Consider the following 19,761-nt stretch of genomic DNA (forward strand, 5'->3'; position numbering starts at 1 on the left):
GGGCGCGCCCTGGGTTAGCGTCCCGGCCATAGCAACAGCCCGCCCGGCCATGGTCGGCACCCCCAAGCTCCGCCCCGGCGACCGGGTGGCGGTGCTGTCCCCGTCATACGGCGCTCCCGCGCACTTCCCGCACGTGTACGAGCAGGGCCTGGCCCGGCTGCGCGACGAGCTGGGCCTGGTGCCGGTGGAGTTCCCCACCACCCGCGCGGCCGGCGCTTCCGCACGTGAGCGCGCCCGCGACATCGAGGCCGCCTTCGCCGACCCGTCCGTCCGGGCGGTGCTGGCCACCATCGGCGGCGACGACCAGATCACGGTCGTGCCGCACCTCGACCCCGCCGTGCTGCGAGCCGACCCGAAGCCGTTCTTCGGCTTCTCCGACAACACGAACCTGCTGAACACCCTGTTCCACGCCGGGGTGGTGTCCTATCACGGCGGGTCGGTGATGATGCACCTCGGCCGGGGCGGCTCGGCGCACCCGGCCAGCATGGACAGCCTGCGCGCCGCCCTGTTCACCGAGGGCTGGTACGACCTCTCCCCCGCCGCCGAGTCCGGCGACGAGGCGCTGAACTGGGCCGACCCGGCCGCGCTGACCCGGCCGCCGCGGATGGAGCCGGCCGGCGGCTGGCACTGGCACGGGCCGGCCGCCGCCGTCGAGGGGCCGTGCTGGGGCGGCAACCTGGAGATCATCTCGTGGCTGCTCCAGGCCGACCGGGTCGGCCCCGCCGAGGCGTTCGCCGGGCACGTGCTGCTGCTGGAGACCTCCGAGGAGATGCCGCCGGACGAGGAGGTGTTCCGGATGCTGCGCAACATGGGCGAGCGCGGCCTGCTGGGTCGCTTCGCCGCGATCCTGGTCGGCCGGGCCAAGGCCTGGAACTTCGGGCAGCGCAACGACGCGGCGGCCAAGGCGGCGTACCGGACCGCGCAGCGGGCGGCGGTGCTGCGGGCCGTCGAGGCGTACGCGCCCGGCGCGGTCGTCGTGTTCGACCTGGACGTCGGCCACACCGACCCGCAGCTGATCGTGCCGATCGGCAACCCGGTGCGGGTCGACGCGATCGCCCGGCGCGTCAGCGTCTACTACTGACGCCCCGGTCGCGGGTCGGCGACCGGCCGGTTGCAGTTCGGCAATGACAGCCGGGCGGGGGACCCTGACCGCCGAGGCGCCGTCGTAGGCTGAACGCCGTTCGGCGAGCGGGGACGAGTCCGGAGAGGACACTGGCATGCAGGCGAGGCGGAGCGCGGCGGCGCCGGGGCGGGGCGGGGCGAACCGGAGGCACGGCGCGCCGGCGCTGCTGACGGTGCTGGCCGCGCTCGGGGTGCTGGCCGGGTGCTCCGCCGAGCCCGAGGCGAACACCGCCATGCCCGGCGGCGCCCAGGAGGCGCAGCGGGTGCAGGTCGCCTATCAGGACCAGATCGCCGCCGACCGGGCCAAGCTGGCTCCCGGCCACATCGACCTCGACGGGCCGGACGCGCCCGAGGTCGGCACGACGTACCAGGTGAAGGCGACCATCTGCGGGCCGATGTCCACGGCCTGCGGCCCGATCGGGGCGCCCAGCCCGGCCGCCTCGGCGTCGGCCGGCGCGTCCGCGCAGGCGTCGCCGCAGGCTTCGGCCTCGCCGCTGCCGCAGGTGATGACCGGTGCCCGGATCCGGGTGCGGCTGTCGTCGCAGCTGCCCGGCAAGCTGGACGCGGTCTCCAACGCCGTGCAGCCCGTGGTCGCCGCCGACGACACGGCCAACTGGATCTGGGACGTGCGCGCCGACGAACCGGGTGACTACACGCTGACGTTCGTGGTGTCCACCCTGGCCGGTGACTCCGGCGAGAACCTGATGCCCGACCAGGTCTTCACGCTGCGCTTCCCGGTCGCCAGCACCTCGACGTACTGGTGGAGTTCGACCGGCGCGACCGCCTGGCAGGTGCTGCTGGGCATCGGCGGCCTGCTCAGCGCGTTCGGGGTGTCGATCCTGGGCGTGGCCAAGTGGCTGCGCCGCCGCTACCGCGGGCGCACCGGCCAGGCGGCGGCCGTCGCGGGCGCCGCCACGGCGCTGACCGACCCGGTCCCGCCGGGCCCAGGACAGTAAGCCTGGCCGACCTGGTCCCGCCGGGCCCAGGACAGTAAGCCTGGCGCGGTAGCTGTTATCGAACCGGCGTCCGGGCGCGGCCCGGTCTTGTCCGGGACGCCGCAGGCTGGTCGGCATGTTCCGTCGTACGCTCACCGCGGCCGCCGCCCTGCTGGCCGTCACCGTGCTGGCGGTCGCCGCCTGCGCCGAGCCCGCGCACACCCCGCCCCCGGCGGCCTCTCCCTCGCCGAGCGCGCCGGCCGGACCGGGCGTCGCGGTGGACTCGCCGATCGGGCTCGCGGTCACCGCCGACGGCGGCGTATGGGCGGCCAGCGCCGACCGCGACGCGGTCGTGCAGCTCGACCCGGCCACCGGGGCCGTGGTGCGCACCGTCGCGGTGGGACGTACGCCGCTGCGCCTGGCCGCCGACGGGGACCTGCTGTGGGTCTCGGTGTTCCGCCACGGCCGCCTGCTCGGCGTCGACACCGCCACCGGGGCAGTGAAGGTCGACGTGCCCGCGCCGGACGGCCCCGAGGGGGTCGCGGTCGGGCTGGGCTCGGTGTGGCTGGTGCGCCAGGACGCGAACACGCTCAGCCGCTTCGACCGGACCGGGCACAGGCTGGCCGACGTCCCGGTTCCGGGCGGGCCGCGCCTGGCGGCGGTGGGCGCGGGTGCGGTGTGGGTGTCGTCGTACCAGGCCGGGACGCTGACCCGGGTCGAGGCGTCGGGCCGGGCGCGGACCAGCCCGAAACTGTGCGACGGCGCCCAGGGCCTGCTGGTGCGCGGCGACGTGGTGTGGGTGACCTGCACCGGCGGCGACGAGGTGCTGGCCGTGGACGCGGCGAGCCTGCGGGTCCTGGGCCGGGTCGCGGTCACCGGCGAGCCCGACGCGATCCTGGCCGCCGGCGACCGCCTGCTCGTCGTGGCGACGAAGGGCCCGACCCTGGTGGAGCTGTCGACCGACCCGGCCGCACCGCACGAGCTGCGGCGTACGGTGCTGGGCGGGGCGCGACCGCTGCGCGACGCCGCCAACGGCGACGCGGCGGTGGTGGGCGGGCAGCTGTGGGTGTCGTCGGTATCGCAGGACGGGATCTACCGGGTGCCGCTGCCGTGACGTCCATGATCGGCGGCTAGCCTGCGCCGATGAACCATGCCTCACCCGACCTCGACGTCCTGGTCCTCGGCGGCGCCGGGGTGGACACCATCGTCTACACCCCCGACCTGCCGCTGCCGTACGCCGACAGCTACATGGTCCCGGCGATCACCACCCGGGCCGGGCACACCGGCGACGCGGTCGCGCTCGGCCTGCACGCGCTGGGCCTGCGTACGCACCACCTGGACGCGATCGGCGACGACCACGAGGGCGAGCTGGTGCGGCGGCTGCACGAGCGGCACGGGGTGCCGTTCACGGCGCTGCCGTCGCCCGGCGGCACCAAGCGCGCGGTGAACCTGGTCGGCCCGGACGGGCGGCGCCTGTCGCTGTACGACGTCGGCCGCGGCGACGGCACCGCCGACTTCCCGGCCGACCTGCTGGACCGCCTCACCGCCGCCACGCGGCACGTGCACGTCAGCATCACCCATCCCGGGGCGAACACGCTGGCGCGGCTGGCTGACTCCGAGGTCACCGTCTCCACCGACCTGCACAACTGGGACGGGCACAACCCGTACCACGAGGCGTTCGCGCTCGCCGCGGACGTGGTGTTCCTGTCCGCGGCGGCGCTGGACGACCCCGAGCCGGTGCTGCGCCGCATCATCGAGCAGGGCCGGGCCCGGGTCGTGGTGGCCACGGCCGGGGCCGACGGCGGCCACGTGCTCGAACGCGGCGCCACCGGGCCGGTCCGGTTCGCGGCGGTGGCACCGCCCGCCCCGGTGGTCGACTCCAACGGCGCGGGGGACGCGTTCGTCAGCGGCTTCCTGTACGGCTGGCTGTCCGGCGCCCCGACCGCCGAGTCTGTGCGCTTCGCCACGCTGTGCGGCGCCCACGCGTGCACCGTGCCGGCCACCGAGATGGCCCCGCTCGACCTTGCCACGCTGCGGAAACGGGCTGGTGCGGACGCCACCGGCTGATGTGGACGGGCCGGGTTTGGAGTGGTGCGGGAGCGGTTACATGGCAGGCATGAGTCTGGTGTTCCGAAAGGTCATGAGAATCGGCCCGCTGCGCCTGAACTTCACGCGCAACGGCCTGTCGTCGTGGACGTTCAAGATCGGGCGCTGGTCGTGGAACTCCAAGACCAGGGCCCACCGCGTCGACCTGCCCGGTCCGCTGTCCTGGAAGCAGGACAAGAGCCCGAAGAGCTGAGTCGGCCCGCTCCGAGTCAGCCCACCCACTGCTCGCGTACGCGGGTGCGGTGGAAGCCCAGGCGGGCGTTGATGTCGAGCATGTGGGTGTTGGCGGGATCGGTGGTGGTGCGGATGCGCCGGACCACCATCCCGTCGGCCACCAGCCACCGCACCATCCGCGCCTTGAGCCACAGGCCGAGACCGTGCCCGCGGTGCGCGGGCACCACCGCCGTGTCCTCCTGGTATGCCAGCTGCGGGTGCAGCAGCGGGACCGCCACCACGGTCAGGCCCGCCACGGCCCCACTGCCCTCGTGCACCGCCGCGACGGTGCGCAGCTGGCAGCCGCGCCGGGCCCACCACTGCTCCACCTCGCGGGTGTGCGCGACGCTGCCGGGCGCCACCTGGTAGCCCAGCCCGCCGTCGGGCGAGTCGGCCATCGCCTCGGCGGCGGCGACGTATGACGCGACCAGCTCGTCAGGGGCCGCACCCGACCAGCGCACCGCGCGGTAGCCGGCCGGTTCCCGCTCCTCGGGCAGCTCGTCGGCGGCCCGCGCGAGCTCCAGTTCGGACTCCCACAGCGTCTGCGCGTGCCGTGCCCCGGCCGCCGCCGCGAACGCCGCCCCGGCCGAGTCCGCGCCGACGTCGTACACCAGCGTGCCGCGACCGGCCGCGGTCAGGCCTTCCCGCACCGCCGCCAGCAGCGCCCGGCCGTGGCCGCGCCGCCGGTGCGCCGGGTGCACCACCACCTCGGCGAAACCCCAGCCCAGATTCTCCCGGTCCGACAGGGACAGCGTCGCCGTGCCCACCGGCTCGTCGCCGTCGCGGGCCAGCCAGTGCAGCGCCCGGGTCTGCGGCGGCGGGGCGGCCAGGCGTGCGGCCAGTGCCGCCGCGGGCACGTGCGGGTGGTCGGGGTCGTCGACCGCGGCGGCCGCGGCGTGCACCCGGTGCCAGTCGGCGACCGTGTCGTGGTCGGCCTGGGCGGCGTCGAACGGCGTCACGTCCATGGATGGCTTTCTAGCGCAGTGATGCCATCCGTGCCAACGACCCGGCTCCAGTCGCAGGTCATGGAGCGGGGCAACCGGAGGTGAGCGGCGTCCGGGTGCGCGCCGGGCTGCTGGTGTCCTCGACCCGCAGCCGGCGCACCACCGCGTGCGGGTCGCAGCCGACGGCGGCGGTCCACCCCCGTGTCCAGACCGACAGGCAGCTGCGGTCCACCCGCGCGCCCATGGTCGCCGATACGGGTTGCATTCCGGTTGCGCGGGCGGCCGGGCGGACCGATCCGCGTCGACTTTGCTCTGCCCCCACGGCCTCGCTCCGCACCCCCAGCCTTGCTCTGCCCCCACGGCCTTGCTCTGCACCCGTCGGCGCGACACTGCGGTTAGAGCAGTTCCAGGATGGTGGCGTTGGCCATGCCGCCGCCCTCGCACATGGTCTGGAGGCCGTAGCGGATGCCGTTGTCGCGCATGTGGTGCAGCAGCGTGGTCATCAGCCGGGCGCCGCTGGCGCCCAGCGGGTGGCCCAGCGCGATGGCGCCGCCGCGCGGGTTGAGCCGGTCCGGGTCGGCGCCGGTCTCGGCCAGCCAGGCCAGCGGCACCGGGGCGAACGCCTCGTTCACCTCGTACGCGCCGATGTCGGCGATGGTGAGCCCGGCCCGGCGCAGCGCCTTGGCGGTGGCCGGGATGGGCGCGGTGAGCATGATCACGGGGTCGTCCGCGGCGACGACCGCGGTGTGGATCCGCGCCAGCGGGGCGAATCCGTTGGCGGCCGCCCAGGCCGAGGTGGTGACGGCCACGGCCGCGGCGCCGTCGGAGATCTGCGAAGCGGTCCCGGCGGTGACCACACCCTCGGGGTGGAACGGGGTGGCGAGCTGGCCGAGCTTCTCCAGCGAGGTCTCCCGGCGGATACCCTCGTCGGCGTGTACGTCGCCGACCGGGGCGATCTCGGCGGCGAACAGGCCGCCGTCGCTGGCCGCGGCCGCCTTGGCGTGGCTGGCCAGGGCGTACTCGTCGAGCCGGGTGCGGGAGAAGCCCCACTTGCGGGCGATCATCTCCGCGCCCACGCCCTGGTTGAACGGCACCGGCGCGTCCCCGGCGAAGCCCTCGACCCCGGCGTAGCGGGTGCGCACGGCCGGGCCGTACGGCACGCCGAGCTCGCCGACCGAGGAGCCCATCGGCACCCGGCTCATCGACTCCACGCCCGCGGCGACGACGAAATCGGCCTGGCCGGACAGCACGGTCGCGGCGGCGAAGTGCACCGCCTGCTGGCTGGAACCGCACTGGCGGTCCAGGGTGGTGCCGGGGACGGTCTGCGGCCAGCCCGCCGCCAGCACCGCGTTGCGGCCGATGTTCCAGGACTGCTCGCCGCTCTGCGACACGCAGCCGAGGATCACGTCCTCGACGTGGGCCGGGTCGAACCCGGTCCGGTCCCCGAGGTCCTCCAGCAACTGCCCGGCCAGGTCGACCGGATGTACGCCGGACAGGCCGCCGTTACGCCGCCCCACAGGCGTGCGAAGAGCACCGATGATCACCGCATCACGCATGCCCGAAGCCTACTGCGCGGTAACCGCCCCCACCCGGGTGCCACCGATCCCCCACCCCCACGCCCCACCCGGTCGCCCACCCACCCGCCTACCCGCCCGGTCGATCATGAACTTATGGACGGGTTCGACGGTGTGTCGCCACCCCGGCACCGTGATCAACCAACCTGCCGGCGGGCAGCGCGCGAAGGTTTCGACCGCAGGCGCCGATCTTGCCGCGATGATCGCCGTTGGCGGCCAGAACACGTGGCTGGAGCGCACATAGTGACCGCAATCAGCGATCTCAGCGCAGCCCAACCCGGCCCGGCCCGACCCGGCGCGGCGCGGCCCGACCCGGCGCGGCGCGGCCCGACCCGGCGCGGCGCGGCCCGACCCGGCGCGGCGCGGCCCGGCGCGGCGCGGCCCGGCGCGGCCCGGCGGCCCGGCGCGGCCCGGCGCGGCGCGGAACGTGGCGAGGCGCGACGCCGGACCGGGCACCGGCGGCTCGCGGTGAGGGGGTGGGGAGGTCAGAAGGCGCGGGAGGCGAAGGCGGCCAGGGCCAGCACGACGATCCCGATGCGCAGGACGCGGCTGACGCGCCGGTCCATCAGGACCGCAGCGCCGAGGTACGCCAGCTCGATGGCGACCACCCACACCCACGGCAGCCGCGCGGCGAGCTCGTACCGGACCACGACGACGGTCAGGCAGACGAACAGCACCGGACCGACCAGGGCCACCGGCCACGCCGGCCGTACCCGGAACAGCCGCAGCAGCGGCCAGATGCTCACCGCGGCGGCGAGCAGGCACCCCATGATGATCAGCAGGGCGTCACCGAGGCACTCCATCCCGCCCACGCAGCCCTGCAGGCGCACCAGCGCCAGCGCGATCCCCATCCACACCGCCGTCGCCAGCAGGGCGGCGAGCGCGGCGCGTACGGCGCGGACGGCGGTCGACGGCGATGCGTCGGGCTCGATGTTCGTCATGACCGACATGGTGGCAGATCCACACCGCGGCACCACCGGCCCAACGGTGGAGGCTGCGGCGGCCGCTCGGCGCGGCCGGGCGCGGCGGCGACGGCGGCTAAGGTGGCCGCTATGAGCATCTACGACGTACAGATCAAGACTCTGCAGGGCGCCGACGCCGACCTCGCGCAGTACCGGGGACGCGCCGTCCTCATCGTCAACGTGGCGTCGAAGTGCGGTCTCACCCCGCAGTACACGGGCCTGCAGCAGCTCGCCGCCGACTACGCCGACCGGGGCCTGGTGGTGCTCGGCGTGCCGTGCAACCAGTTCGGCGGCCAGGAGCCGGGCAGCGCCGTGGAGATCGCCGAGTTCTGTGACGTCAACTACGGCGTGACCTTCCCGATGACCGAGAAGGTCGAGGTCAACGGCGACGGCCGGCACCCGCTCTACGACCTGCTCACCGCCGTGCCCGACGCCGCGGGCGAGGCCGGGGACATCCAGTGGAACTTCGAGAAGTTCGTGATCGGCCGCGACGGGCAGGTCACGGCCCGGCTGCGCCCGCGCACCACGCCGGAGTCGGCCGAGCTGGTCGGCGCGGTCGAGAAGGCCCTGGCGGCCTGAGTCAGTCGCGCGCCGGTGGGGCCGGTTCGTCCGGCTCCACCACGTCGCCCTCGATGACCTCCGGCCCGGTCTCGATCACGTCGGGACCGGCCTCGGGCAGCACCCCGGGCGCGCCCGGCGGCACCTGCCGGGGCACGTCGCGCAGCGGCAGGTACGGCTCGGCGTCGTGCGGCAGCCCGGCCGCGATCGCCCGCGCCCGGCTCAGCTCGGCGTCGAACTCCGCCCCGAGCAGCACGGCCACGTTGGTCAGCCACAGCCACACCAGGAAGATGATCACGCCGCCTAGCGCGCCGTACGTGCGGTTGTACGAGTCGAACGTGGTGATGTAGTAGGCGAACCCCGCCGACGCGGCGATCCAGGTCAGCATGGCCACCATCGTGCCCGGGGTGATCCAGCGAAACCCGGCCTGCCGCGCGTTGGGCCCGGCCCAGTACAGCAGCGACAGCAGCAGGTTCACCACGATGATCAGCACCGGCCACTTGACGACGTCGAAGATGCGGACCGTCGCCTCCTCCAGCCCCAGCGCCCGCCCGGCGTGGGTGGCCACCCGGCCGGTGAACACCACCGCCAGCGCGCTCACGGCCAGGGTCAGGCCGGTCACCGCGGTCACGAACAGCTGCACCGGCACGGTCTTCCACACCGGCCGGCCCTCCGGCACGTCGTAGATGACGTTGGCCGCGCGCATGAACGCGCCGGTGTAGCTGGTCGCCGACCAGAACGCCAGCCCGATGCCGATCGCGAACGCCACGCCCGCGGCCCGCTGGTCGTAGCGCAGCTGGTCGAGCACGTCTAGCACGGCCCGCTGGGCGGGGCCGGGGGTCAGCTCGCTCAGGTTCTCGGCCACGGCCTGGGTCGTCTTGCTGCCGAACAGGCCCACCCCGGCGACCAGCACCAGCAGGCCCGGGATGATCGACAGCACGCTGTAGTAGGTGAGCGCGGCGGCGCGGTCGGCCAGGTCGTCGTCGATGAACTCGACCACGGTGCGAACCGTGATGCGCAGCCAGGCGCGGACGCTGAGCTGCGAGGGCCGCTCCGGGCCGTGCGCCAGCAACCTGACCAGGCGCTCCCGGTACGCCCGCCCCGGTTCCCTGCTTCGCGCCACCGCCGCCTCCGCCCCTGTCACGCCATCGAGGTGTATGACACCACCGCGCGGCATACCCCGACAAGGTCGCCTCACACCTCCGGGTCGTCTGTGGATCACCCACGCGGCCCCCGCCCCGCACCGTATGATCGGTGCACCCCCGCTACGCAGTGCATATACCGTGACAAGCACGACGGGGGTACGACGATGGGGTGGAAGTACCAATCGCCACCGGGCTGGCCGGCGCCGCCCGAGGACTGGACGCCTCCGCCCGGCTGGAAGCCCGACCCGGCCTGGCCGGCGCCGCCGGAGGGCTGGCAGTTCTGGGTCAGCGACGGCTCCGACGACCCGACCCAGTTCATGAGCGTGCTGTTCCCCGACGACGATCCGGAGCCGGAACCGGAGCCGGAACTGGAGCCCGGCGACCTCGCCGCGGCCGGTGATCCCGCCGATCCCGCCGCGCCGGTCGCGGCCGAGGTGCCGGTCGCGGCCGAGGTGCCGCCGCAGGCGGGCGAGCCCGAGGCCGAAGCGGACCGTCCGGCGGAGCCGGTCGGGCCGGAGCCCGAGCCGGTCATGCCGGAACCCGAGCCGGTCGGGGCCGCGCAGGCCGTTCCGCTTCCCGCCGGACCCGCGCCGGCAGAGGCCACACCGGTCGCGCTCCAGGGCGAGATCGTCCCGGCCGCCCACCCACACACGCACGCGCCCGGACACGGGCGGCACGAGGCGACAGGCCCCGGGCGCTCGCTGTCGCGCGCCTTCACCCATGCCCACAGACCCACCCACGCCCAGCCGAAGGGCAGGCGGCGGCGCTGGTGGCTGGCCGGCGCGGCCGGAGCGGCGACCCTGCTGCTGTGCCTGGACCTGGGCGCCGGCGGGTTCGCGCTGATGCGCGAGCGGGCCGGTCACAGCAAGGCCGACCCCGTGATCGAGTCGGCCGAGCCGGACTCCACCGACGTCGGCGCCTCGCCCGCCCCGCAGCAGTCGGCGCAGGCGCAGGCGGCGCCCGCGCCCAGTGGTGCCCAGGCCGGGCAGGAGCCGGGCGCGGTGGTGCAGGACCAGGTGTTCGAGGGCGTCGGGCCGCTGGTGGTGCCGCTGGACCTGGACGCCGCGTTCCACACCGCACTGCTGAGCTACCGGGGCAGCGGGCCGTTCCTGGTGCAGACGGTCGACAAGGACGGCCAGCAGATGCGTACGCTGGTCGAGGCCGGGGAGAGCTACGACGGCGTACGGCCGCTGGACCTGGACACCAAGCCCGCCGCGGTGAGCATCAAGGCCGAGGGCCCGTGGAAGATGACGGTGCGGCAGCTGGCCAAGTCGCCGGTCTGGAACGGCACCGCCAACGGGGTCGGGTCGGACGTGCTGCTGGTGCCGAGGGTCGCCGACGACGCCACCAAGGTCACCTTCGACCACCGGGGCACGGGCCCGTTCAGCGTCCAGGCGTACGGCGCGCAGAGCGAGAGCCTGCTCAGCCAGAACGGCGACTTCACCGGCGAGACGCTGCTGCCCCGGGGCACGGTGGTCGTGGTGATCGAGGCGAGCGGGGTGTGGACGCTGAGCCGCGGCTGACCGGGGTTGCGCGCCCGATCTAGGGTCGGGCCATGAGTGTCGTGTACGACCGCAAGGAGCAGTTGCAGCAGATCCAGAGCGGGCTGCTGCCCGGCGAGCAGGTGATCGCCGTGTACGACGCCATCGGCACGGGCACCGGCTTCCTCGGTCTGACCGACCTGCGCGTGATCATCCAGGACACCTCGTTCGTGGGCAAGAAGGTCGCGCTGACCAGCATCCCGTACTCGAAGATCACGAGTGTGAGCGTGGTGAGCAACCGGTCCTGGGCCGGGCAGTTCTTCTCCAGCGGCGCGATCGCGATCCACGTCGGCGCGCACGTGTACCAGATGGAGTTCCGCGGCGACGAGAAGACCCACCACGTACACGACATGATCCTGCACCGCATCACGCGCTGAGCGCAGGTCCGGGTGCCGGGCCGGGTGCCGGGATCCGACACCGCGTCGTGAGCCGCCGCGCGCAACCTCCGGCTTCTCCCCAGCGTCAACTACTGGACTTCCAGGACCGTCCTCGGGATGGCAGTATGTCGCCAGACTTCGCCGGGGGACGGGTCGCGATCGGACCTGCGCGGCCGACCCCGCGGTCCCCGGAGTCTCCGGGGACGACAGGACGGGAGCCCGCGCACCATGGTGAGCCCTGAGACGAGCCGGCCGCTGCGCGCCGCAGACCCTCGCGAGCTGGGCGGCTACACGCTGCTGGGCCGGCTGGGCGAGGGCGGCATGGGCAGTGTCTATCTGGCCCGGTCGGCGTCGGGGCTCACCGTGGCGCTGAAGGTCATCCGCGCCGAGCTGGCCGGCGATCCGGAGTTCCGGCAGCGCTTCCGCAGCGAGGTCGAGCGGGCCAAGCAGGTGCCGCCGTTCTGCACCGCGGAGGTGCTCGACGCCGATCCCGACCACGACTCGCCGTACCTGGTGGTGGAGTACGTCGACGGGCCCAGCCTGTCCACCGTGGTGGAGCAGCGCGGCGCGCTGTCGCCGGCCAACCTGCACGGCCTGGCCATCGGGGTGGCGACCGCGCTGACCGCGATCCACGGCGCCGGGGTGATCCACCGCGACCTCAAGCCGAGCAACGTCCTGCTGGCACCGGGCACCCCGAAGGTGATCGACTTCGGCATCGCGCGGGCGGTCGAGGGCCAGGACGGCAACACCCGCACCGACCAGCTCATCGGCTCGGTGGCGTACATGGCGCCGGAGCGGCTGGACGCCAAGGCCCGCAAGACGCTGACCCCGGCCGCGGACGTGTTCGCCTGGGGCGCCGTGGTGGCGTACGCGGGGACGGGCCGGGTCACCTTCGCCGCCGACTCGATGCCCGCCGTGGCGGTGCGCATCCTGACCGAGCGCCCCGACCTGGACGGGCTGAGCGGCCCGCTGCGCGAGCTGGTGGAGGCGTCGCTGGCCAAGGACCCGGCCGACCGGCCCACCGCCCGCGACCTGCTCGACCGGCTGCTCACCAGCGGCCCGAACCGGGCCCTGTCCGCCGGGGAGGTGCCCCGGCAGACCGAGGCGCTGGCCGCCGCGGGCAGCCGCTTCGCCGTGGTCGACACGCCCACCCCGGTGCCGCCGCCGCGGCGCGGCCGGTGGACCGCGGCCGTGCTGGGCCTGGCCACGTCGACGGTCGTGCTCGGCGGGCTGGTGGTCGCCCTGCTCACCGGCGCCCTGGAGCTGCCCGCCGGGTTCGCCGGACCGGCCCCCTCGGCCACGGCGACCCCGTCGCCGAGCCCCAGTCCGAGCCCGAGCCCGAGCCCGTCCCCCAGCCCGAGCCCGTCGCTGAGCCCGTCGGCCAGCCCGTCGCCGTCGGTCAGCCCCGCGGCCAAGCCGTTCCTGGTCGACTCGCTGGGCAAGCCGGACTGGTGGCCGGAGCGCACCGACGACGAGAACGGCGCCACCTGCGTATACGAGGACAGCGTCTACGTCGCCACGACGCTGAAGCCGTGGTCGTACCGCTGCGGCGGCCCGGAGGACGTCCTCACCGACTTCCGGGCCGAGGTCGACGTGACCCTGCTCGACCCGGGCGCGTGCGCGATGGTGTGGTTCCGCATCCGCAGCACCACCGGCTACGCGCTGCGCGCCTGCGAGAACTCGGCCTACCTGGTGCGCTACGGCGTGCCCAAGAGCGCGGACGTCACGATCCTGCGCACGCTGCGCTACCTGACCCCGGTCACGGTCGGCAAGCGGTTCCGGGTGGCCGTCTCGGGCAGCGGCCCCAAGATCCGCCTGTTCGCCGGAGGCAAGCAGATCGGCCAGTACGACCAGGCCGACTTCCCCGAGGGCAAGGTGGTCCTCGGCGTGGAGGCCTACGGCGGGACCGGGACGGCGCCGTGGCGGGTGAGCTTCGCCAACGTCAGGTTGTGGTCGGTGTCGGCCTGACCGGACAGTCGCATCCGGTTTGGTGAATCTGCCTCATGGGGCCTGCTGAGCTGCCTATATTCGGCTCTATGGTGCAGCGGTTCCTCAGCCATTTCGGCCGTTACAGCGGCGTGCTGCGCACCGGCGTGCTGGGGGGCGCGGCGATCGCGCTGGCCTCCCTGCCTTTGGTCGTCCCCGCGGGCCTCGGCGTGATGAAGGCGTCGCAGATCTACCAGGCACTCCCCACGCAGCTGCGCGACCACCAGGTCGGCCAGACGTCGTACGTCTATGCCAACGACGGCAAGACGCTCATCACGATGTTCTACGACGAGCATCGCAAGTTCGTGCCCCTCAGCACCGTGTCGCCCAACGTCACCCAGGCGGTGCTCGCCGCCGAGGACGCACGGTTCTACCAGCACATGGGTGTCGATGTGAAGAGCATCGCCCGCGCGTTCCTGACCAACCGCCGCGAGGGCGAGGTCGCCCAGGGCGCCTCCACGCTGACCATGCAGTACGTGCGCATGTCCCTGAGAGACAGCGCGCGCACCCCGGAGGAGGCCATCCAGGCCACCGAGCAGACCCCCGAGCGCAAGCTCACCGAGATCCGTCTCGCGATCAAGCTGGAGGGGCACTGGAGCAAGAACCAGATCATGGAGGGCTACCTCAACATGGCCTACTTCGGCCATCGAGCCTACGGCATCTACGCCGCCTCCCAGATCTACTTCTCCAAGGAGCCCAAGGACCTGACCCTGGTCGAGGCGGCCACGCTGGCCGGCCTGGTCAAGGCCCCGTCGTCGTTCGACCCGGCCAACCAGCCGCAGGCCGCTCTCGACCGGCGCAACTACGTGATCCGGCGGATGGCCGAGCTGAAGGAGATCACGCCGGAACAGGCCACGGCCGCGACCGCCTCGCCGATCAAGCTGAAGCTGACCGAGCCCTCGCACGACTGCTCCTCGGTGCCGACGGCGCACCGCGACTGGGGCTTCTTCTGCGACTTCTTCAAGAGCTGGTGGTCGCAGCAGGCCGCGTTCGGCACCAACCCCAACGACCGCATGGACGAGCTGCGCACCGGCGGCTACCAGATCGTGACCAGCCTCGACCCGAAGCTCCAGGCGTTCTCCGAGCAGGACGTCATCAGCCGCGAGCCGCTCAACAGCAAGCTGGCGTACGGCAACGTGGTGGTCCAGCCGGGCACCGGCCGGGTGATCAGCATGGCCGTCAACCGGGTGTACTCGCTGGACCAGTCGGGCAACGGGGCGAACTCCGACCCGTACAAGCAGGCCGCTGGGATCAAGGGCAGCTATCCCAACACGGTGGCGCCGCTGCTGGGCGGCGGCAACATCTCCGGCTACCAGGCCGGGTCGACGTTCAAGATGTTCACCATGCTGGCGGCGCTGGACTCGGGCATGAAGATGTCGAAGTCGTTCTACGCCCCGCAGCGCTACGTCTCGCAGTACGTCGTCGAGCCCGGCGGCCCGGCCGCCTGCGGCAACCGGTGGTGCCCGTCCAACGCCAGCGGCAGCATGACCGGCAAGCAGAACATGTACACCGGGTTCGGCAAGTCGGTGAACACGTACTTCGTGCAGCTGGAGCAGGCTGTCGGCGCGGACAAGGCGGTCCGGATGGCCGAAAAGCTGGGCCTGAGCTGGCACAACGACGTCGACCGGTCGCTGGCCTCACCGGCCCGCGCGCCCGGCTGGGGTTCGTTCACCCTGGGCGTGGCCGACACGACGCCGCTGGAGATGGCCAACGCGTACGCGACCGTCGCCGCCGAGGGCATGTACTGCAAGCCCAGCCCGGTCATGTCGATCAAGGCGCCGACCGGCGAGGAGATCACGTACAAGGCCAAGGACGGCAAGACGCTCAAGGCCGCCGACCCGCAGTGCACCCGGGTGTTCAGCCAGGACGTGGGCCGGGCCGCCACCGACGCCGCCCGCTGCGTCACCGGTTACAAGGCCGCCAAGGGCAGCTGCGGCGACTGGTCCACCGGTTCCATCGTGTACGGCCTGGTCGGCCGCCCGGTCGCGGGCAAGACCGGCACCACCGACAACACCCAGGCCGCCTGGTTCGTCGGCTTCACGCCGGACCTCGCCGCGGCCAGCTTCATCGCCGACCCGGACAACACCAGGAACGCGGCCACCGACGGCAACTACAACAAGCCGCTGGAGGCGGTGGCCAACTCCCTGCGCACGGCCCTGGAGGGCAAGCCGGTCCGCGACTTCAACCCGCCCTCCACCGCCATCCTGGACTGACCCGTCCCGTCCCAGCCAGGTCCCTAGGCACAAGTTGCCGGGCAATCGGGGGTATGTCGGTGCTCGCACCGCCCGATTGCCCGGCAACTTCGCGTCGTACCCGCCGCCCCGCCCCGCGCCGACCGGGCGGGCCGGGCGGGCCGGGCAGCGGCGGGCAGCGGCGGGCGGGTGGGTCACCAGGGGGCGGGGGGTTCGCCGGTGCGCTGCTCGGGGATGCGCCAGTCGGCCATCCAGGACTGCTCGACCGCCAGGGCCTGGCACAGGGAGTCGATGCTCCAGGTCTCGTGCGGGGCGGGCACCGGCACCTCCCCGGCGCGCAGGCGGCGGCAGGCGTCGTCGAGCAGCCGCAGGTCGTGGCGGTCGGTGCCGCTCGCGGTGAGCAGCCGCCGGGCCGACACCAGCGCGTCGACCAGCGCCCGCTCCACCTGCCCGGCCAGCAGCGGCGGGCGGGCGTCGACCTCGACCGGCCGCCGGGCCGGGGCCAGCACCGCCACGGCCACCAGCCACAGCACCCCCAGCCGCAGCACCTCGGCGAAGACGTTGTGCAGTCCGGAGGCCGCCAGCGCGGGCGGGCGGGTCCAGCCGAACACCTCGGTCAGGTGCAGCAGCGGCACCAGGTCCAGCAGGTGCCAGGCGTAATCGGCGGCGGCGGCCAGCGCCAGGTCGACGGCGGGGCGGACGGCCGGGTCCAGCTCGTACCCCCCGATTCCGGTGCCCTCGGGGAGCAGCCGGCCGGGCCGGGCCTCGATCAGGCCGGCCCGCCACGCGGCGACCGTGAGCAGCACCGACAGCGCGGCCAGCACCGCCAGGCGCGGCACCAGCGGACGCAGCCGGCGGCTGCGCGCCCAGCGCCCGGCCCAGCGCAGCTTGTCGGCGTGCGAGGCGGTGCCGGGTCGGCGCAGCAGGCCCAGCAGGCGCCGGTGCAGCGGGTCGCGCAGCCACGCGGGCAGCGGCGCCGCGGCGGGGACGGGCTCGAACCGGCGCGGCGGGCGCCGCCACGACCAGTACTCCCCGGCCACGGCCTGCTGCCAGATCTTGGCGTCGCGGCGGCGGACCAGGTCGCGGGCCGGGGCCGCCAGCAGCGCGAGCAGCGCGACCACCAATGCGCCCAGCCAGCACCAGGCGGCGGCCCGGCCGCCCAGCAGGACCAGTACGGCGCAGACGGCGGCCACCGCGGCGGCGGCCCCGGCCAGCCAGCACCCCAGCCGCACCAGCGAGGCCGACCCGACCCACAGCCACATCGCGGGCGGGAACGGGAGCACGGCGTCACTCTTGCGGCGCGGCAGCCGTTCGGATCGGACCGCCAGCTCGTTGACCCTGGTGAAGTCCGGCTGTAGGCGGTTGGTCCCGCCCACGCTCCTGACGTCCATCGCGCTCCCCGTGCTCGGCTGGGTATCTTCCGCCGCACACTAGAGCAATCCCCCATCAACCACAGTCAATCGTCCGACATCGGGACGCACACCCTGTCCGACGCCGCCCGCCCCCGAGCGCGCAGGCTGCTGTTTCGGGGAAAGTGCACGAATCTTGGGTCGGATTCGTGCACTTTCCCCGAAACTGCCCCGGCGCACAGGGCGGGGGCGCGGGTCAGGGCTGCGGCTGGCGCAGGGCGCTGGGGATGGTCAGCTTGCCGCCCAGGGCCTGGAACACCCGGAACACCGCGTACCCGGCCAGGGCGATCAGGGCGAGCCGGGCCAGTCCCATGATCAGGTACTGGAGGACGTCGCCGAGCTGGAGCGCGCCCAGTCCGATCACGAACGCCAGCAGCCCGAAGAAGACCGCGAAGGCATACTCGGCCAGCGCGATGACGCTGAACAGGCGGCTGCCGAACAGCAGCGGCCCGGCCTGGGTCGCGATCAGGACCGCCACCAGCGGCAGGGCCAGGTGGAACAGGTCGGTGAACCCGGCCCCGGCCGAGCGGCCTGCCAGCGTGCTGCCGCCGTCGGGCAGCAGCCAGCCGGTGAAGCGGAAGAACAGGAACAGCGCGGTGTAGCCGAGCAGGCCGAGGGTGAACAGCAGGCGCAGCGGCTGCAGGGCGCCGGACACGCTCGTGCCGGACGGATGGGGGGTGGTCATGGGCGGCTCCTTTCGATGGGGCGACCCGGCCGGCATACCCGCACCGGGCGACGGCGCATCCTAAGACGCCCCAGGAACATCGCGCATTCGCAGCCGCAGGTCCGGGCGTGGCGGTGCTTGACCGCGGTCGTACACCCGTTCGAGAATGCGCAGGTGGCACACCGGGCTCAGACGATCATCGCGGTACACCTGGTCCTCCGGCGCGGCGCGGACGTGCTGCTCGGCCTGCGCAGCGGCACCGGCTGGTCCGACGGCCGGTGGCATCTGCCCGCGGGGCACGTGGAGCCCGGCGAGTCCCCGCTGGACGCGCTGGTCCGCGAGAGCCGGGAGGAGCTCGACCTGGTGCTGGACCCGCCCGCCGCGACGCTGGCGCACACCATGCACATGCACCTGCCCGGCGAGGACCCGCGCCTGCACCTGTTCTTCACCGTGGAGCGCTGGCAGGGCACGCCGGTCAACGCCGAGCCGCACAAGTGCGCCGACCTGCACTGGTTCGGGCTGCGCAAGCTGCCCGCGCCGATGGTCGGCTACGCCGCGGCGGCGCTGGCGCACCTGCGCGGCGGCGTCGGCTACAGCGAGTGGGCCGCAGGCTGACTGCCCGACCGCTGGGCGAGGTGGCGCAGCCCCCGGCGCACCTGCGCGCGCGGGACCTGCCGCAGGTCGGCCAGCCAGGCCGGGTCGGTCTCGCCGCGCAGCCAGGCATAGTGCGCCAGCGCGTACGAGTACCGCGGCAGGGTCAGCCCCGGGCGGCGCCGCGCGCAGCGTACGGCCACGGCCGAGCCGAAGACGCCCAGTCCGTACCAGACGGTCACCAGGTCGGCCAGCGCCTCGACGTCGGGGTCTGCCGCGTCGCGCCGCCCGTCGCCGACCAGCAGCACGTGGCCCAGTTCGTGGGCGACGGTGGCGATCATCGCGGTCGGGGTGGCCGCGTGGCCGAACCCGACCCCGATCACGGAGTTGCCGCCGCGCAGCCGGTGGTGGCCCAGCGGCGCGGGCTGGGAGTGCAGCTCCAGCTCGACCCGTACCGGATCGACGCCCATCCGCCAGCAGAGCAGGTCGACCAGGGTCCGTGCCTCCTGGAGGCCGCCGGTGTAGCCGGCCGGGATCAGGTCGGCCGGCCGGGCGGGCGGGGCCAGCAGCGGGGCGCGGCCGAACTCCTGCTCCAGCCACGACAGGGACGACTCCAGCCAGGCATGCTCCTGCGGGCGCACCGGGCAGCGTGCCGCCCGGCTTCCCGGCAGTCCGAACCAACGCATGATCCGCATTGTGCGACGACTACGCCACAATCAGCTAGTGGTTGACGCTTCCTCGTTCTCGCGCAGATGGCGGCTCGCCCTGCTCACCCTGGTCGCGGGGGTGCTGGTGTGGTCGGGGATCCGACCGAACCGAACCGGCTCATGGGTCATGGAGACGGTGTGGGTCGTCGCCGGGCTCGCCGCGGTGGTCGCGCTGCGGCGGCGCTTCCCGCTGACCCCGCTGCTGACGTGCCTGCTGGCGGTGTGGGCGGTGGTGCTGTGCTACGGCGGGCACTACACGTACGCGCTGACTCCGCTCGGCGACTGGGCCCGGGAGGCGTTCGGGCTGGCCCGCAACCCGTACGACCGCCTCGGTCACTTCATGCAGGGCTTCGTCCCCGCGATCGCGTTCCGCGAGACCCTCTGGCGCACCTCCCCGCTGCGCGGCTCCCGCTGGCTGACGCCCCTCACCCTCACCTGCTGCCTGTCCCTCAGCGCCCTCTGGGAGCTGCTCGAATGGGCCGGCGCCTACGCCGTGGCCGGCGGCTCCCCCGACTTCCTCGGCGGCCAGGGCGACCCCTGGGACACCCAGTGGGACATGCTCCTGGCCCTCCTCGGCGCCGCCCTGGCCCTCCTTCTCCTCTCCCGCCCGCACACCCGCCAACTACTGGCGCTCGGCGATCAGGAAGCCGTGCCGTCGACACGCCGTCGAGCCGTGCCATAAGTTCATGATCAACGTGCGGTGGGGGTGGGCGGCAGCGGAGCCGCTCGCCCACC

At 73.8% G+C, this 19,761-nt stretch carries 20 protein-coding genes; 12 read left to right on the forward strand and 8 right to left on the reverse strand.

Annotated elements, in window-relative coordinates:
* Positions 1–49: 49 nt before the first annotated feature.
* From Cs7R123_RS29835 to Cs7R123_RS29855, 5 genes are all read left to right on the forward strand, one after another.
* The gene (locus Cs7R123_RS29835) at positions 50–1,081 is read left to right on the forward strand and encodes a S66 peptidase family protein (RefSeq protein WP_212831349.1); all 1,032 of its coding nucleotides are present in this window, start codon (positions 50–52) and stop codon (positions 1,079–1,081) included.
* A gap of 136 nt (positions 1,082–1,217) precedes the next feature.
* Positions 1,218–2,078: a hypothetical protein gene (locus Cs7R123_RS29840; RefSeq protein ID WP_212831350.1), complete on the forward strand. Its 861-nt coding sequence runs from the start codon at positions 1,218–1,220 to the stop codon at positions 2,076–2,078.
* A gap of 115 nt (positions 2,079–2,193) precedes the next feature.
* On the forward strand, positions 2,194–3,171 hold the full coding sequence (locus Cs7R123_RS29845) for a hypothetical protein (RefSeq protein ID WP_212831352.1): 978 nt from the start codon (positions 2,194–2,196) through the stop codon (positions 3,169–3,171).
* 29 nt (positions 3,172–3,200) lie between these two features.
* Positions 3,201–4,124, forward strand: coding sequence for a PfkB family carbohydrate kinase (locus Cs7R123_RS29850; RefSeq protein WP_212831354.1), 924 nt, complete (start codon positions 3,201–3,203; stop codon positions 4,122–4,124).
* Between the two features lie 49 nt (positions 4,125–4,173).
* Entirely contained in the window at positions 4,174–4,356 is a 183-nt protein-coding gene (locus tag Cs7R123_RS29855) for a DUF4236 domain-containing protein (protein ID WP_212834657.1), read from the forward strand.
* 16 nt (positions 4,357–4,372) lie between these two features.
* Here Cs7R123_RS29855 and Cs7R123_RS29860 read toward each other — a convergent pair whose 3' ends face one another.
* From Cs7R123_RS29860 to Cs7R123_RS29875, 4 genes are all read right to left on the reverse strand, one after another.
* Entirely contained in the window at positions 4,373–5,341 is a 969-nt protein-coding gene (locus tag Cs7R123_RS29860) for a GNAT family N-acetyltransferase (RefSeq protein WP_212831355.1), read from the reverse strand.
* A 58-nt stretch (positions 5,342–5,399) separates the two neighbouring features.
* Positions 5,400–5,585, reverse strand: coding sequence for a hypothetical protein (locus Cs7R123_RS29865; protein WP_212831357.1), 186 nt, complete (start codon positions 5,583–5,585; stop codon positions 5,400–5,402).
* A 130-nt stretch (positions 5,586–5,715) separates the two neighbouring features.
* Positions 5,716–6,876, reverse strand: coding sequence for an acetyl-CoA C-acyltransferase (locus tag Cs7R123_RS29870; protein WP_212831359.1), 1,161 nt, complete (start codon positions 6,874–6,876; stop codon positions 5,716–5,718).
* Between the two features lie 503 nt (positions 6,877–7,379).
* Positions 7,380–7,835 (reverse strand): hypothetical protein, encoded by a 456-nt coding sequence (locus Cs7R123_RS29875; protein ID WP_212831360.1) that lies wholly within the window; start codon positions 7,833–7,835, stop codon positions 7,380–7,382.
* Positions 7,836–7,946: 111 nt separating this feature from the next.
* On the opposite strand from Cs7R123_RS29875, the gene Cs7R123_RS29880 reads away from it, so the two are divergent.
* A complete protein-coding gene (locus tag Cs7R123_RS29880) occupies positions 7,947–8,435 on the forward strand; it encodes a glutathione peroxidase (protein ID WP_212831362.1) in 489 nt (162 codons plus the stop codon).
* Between the two features lies 1 nt (position 8,436).
* On the opposite strand, the gene Cs7R123_RS29885 is transcribed toward Cs7R123_RS29880, so the two are convergent.
* A complete protein-coding gene (locus Cs7R123_RS29885) occupies positions 8,437–9,537 on the reverse strand; it encodes a YihY/virulence factor BrkB family protein (RefSeq protein ID WP_212831363.1) in 1,101 nt (366 codons plus the stop codon).
* A 186-nt stretch (positions 9,538–9,723) separates the two neighbouring features.
* Between Cs7R123_RS29885 and Cs7R123_RS29890 the strand changes: the two genes are divergently transcribed.
* The 4 genes from Cs7R123_RS29890 to Cs7R123_RS29905 all read left to right on the forward strand — a co-directional run bounded on the left by Cs7R123_RS29890 (position 9,724) and on the right by Cs7R123_RS29905 (position 15,676).
* On the forward strand, positions 9,724–11,082 hold the full coding sequence (locus Cs7R123_RS29890) for a hypothetical protein (RefSeq protein WP_212831365.1): 1,359 nt from the start codon (positions 9,724–9,726) through the stop codon (positions 11,080–11,082).
* Between the two features lie 32 nt (positions 11,083–11,114).
* A complete protein-coding gene (locus Cs7R123_RS29895) occupies positions 11,115–11,477 on the forward strand; it encodes a PH domain-containing protein (RefSeq protein ID WP_212831367.1) in 363 nt (120 codons plus the stop codon).
* Between the two features lie 228 nt (positions 11,478–11,705).
* Positions 11,706–13,445, forward strand: coding sequence for a serine/threonine-protein kinase (locus Cs7R123_RS29900; RefSeq protein WP_212831369.1), 1,740 nt, complete (start codon positions 11,706–11,708; stop codon positions 13,443–13,445).
* Between the two features lie 68 nt (positions 13,446–13,513).
* Complete coding sequence (locus Cs7R123_RS29905) at positions 13,514–15,676, forward strand: transglycosylase domain-containing protein (RefSeq protein ID WP_212831371.1); 2,163 nt, start codon at positions 13,514–13,516, stop codon at positions 15,674–15,676.
* A 173-nt stretch (positions 15,677–15,849) separates the two neighbouring features.
* Here the strand turns inward: Cs7R123_RS29905 and Cs7R123_RS29910 are convergent, their stop codons facing one another.
* Together Cs7R123_RS29910 and Cs7R123_RS29915 are read right to left on the reverse strand one after the other, a co-directional pair.
* A complete protein-coding gene (locus Cs7R123_RS29910) occupies positions 15,850–17,046 on the reverse strand; it encodes a hypothetical protein (protein ID WP_212831373.1) in 1,197 nt (398 codons plus the stop codon).
* Between the two features lie 214 nt (positions 17,047–17,260).
* Complete coding sequence (locus tag Cs7R123_RS29915; RefSeq protein WP_212831375.1) at positions 17,261–17,749, reverse strand: hypothetical protein; 489 nt, start codon at positions 17,747–17,749, stop codon at positions 17,261–17,263.
* Between the two features lie 153 nt (positions 17,750–17,902).
* Between Cs7R123_RS29915 and Cs7R123_RS29920 the strand changes: the two genes are divergently transcribed.
* The gene (locus Cs7R123_RS29920) at positions 17,903–18,343 is read left to right on the forward strand and encodes an NUDIX domain-containing protein (protein ID WP_244872225.1); all 441 of its coding nucleotides are present in this window, start codon (positions 17,903–17,905) and stop codon (positions 18,341–18,343) included.
* Here Cs7R123_RS29920 and Cs7R123_RS29925 read toward each other — a convergent pair.
* On the reverse strand, positions 18,319–19,005 hold the full coding sequence (locus Cs7R123_RS29925) for a hypothetical protein (protein WP_212831379.1): 687 nt from the start codon (positions 19,003–19,005) through the stop codon (positions 18,319–18,321). The two genes, Cs7R123_RS29920 and Cs7R123_RS29925, sit on opposite strands and share 25 nt — an antisense overlap.
* A gap of 37 nt (positions 19,006–19,042) precedes the next feature.
* Here Cs7R123_RS29925 and Cs7R123_RS29930 point away from each other — a divergent pair, with 37 nt between their 5' ends.
* The gene (locus Cs7R123_RS29930; RefSeq protein ID WP_244872226.1) at positions 19,043–19,708 is read left to right on the forward strand and encodes a DUF2238 domain-containing protein; all 666 of its coding nucleotides are present in this window, start codon (positions 19,043–19,045) and stop codon (positions 19,706–19,708) included.
* Positions 19,709–19,761: the final 53 nt, after the last annotated feature.

Origin of the sequence: Catellatospora sp. TT07R-123 (assembly GCF_018327705.1) — a bacterium.
Classification (GTDB): Bacteria; Actinomycetota; Actinomycetes; order Mycobacteriales; family Micromonosporaceae; genus Catellatospora.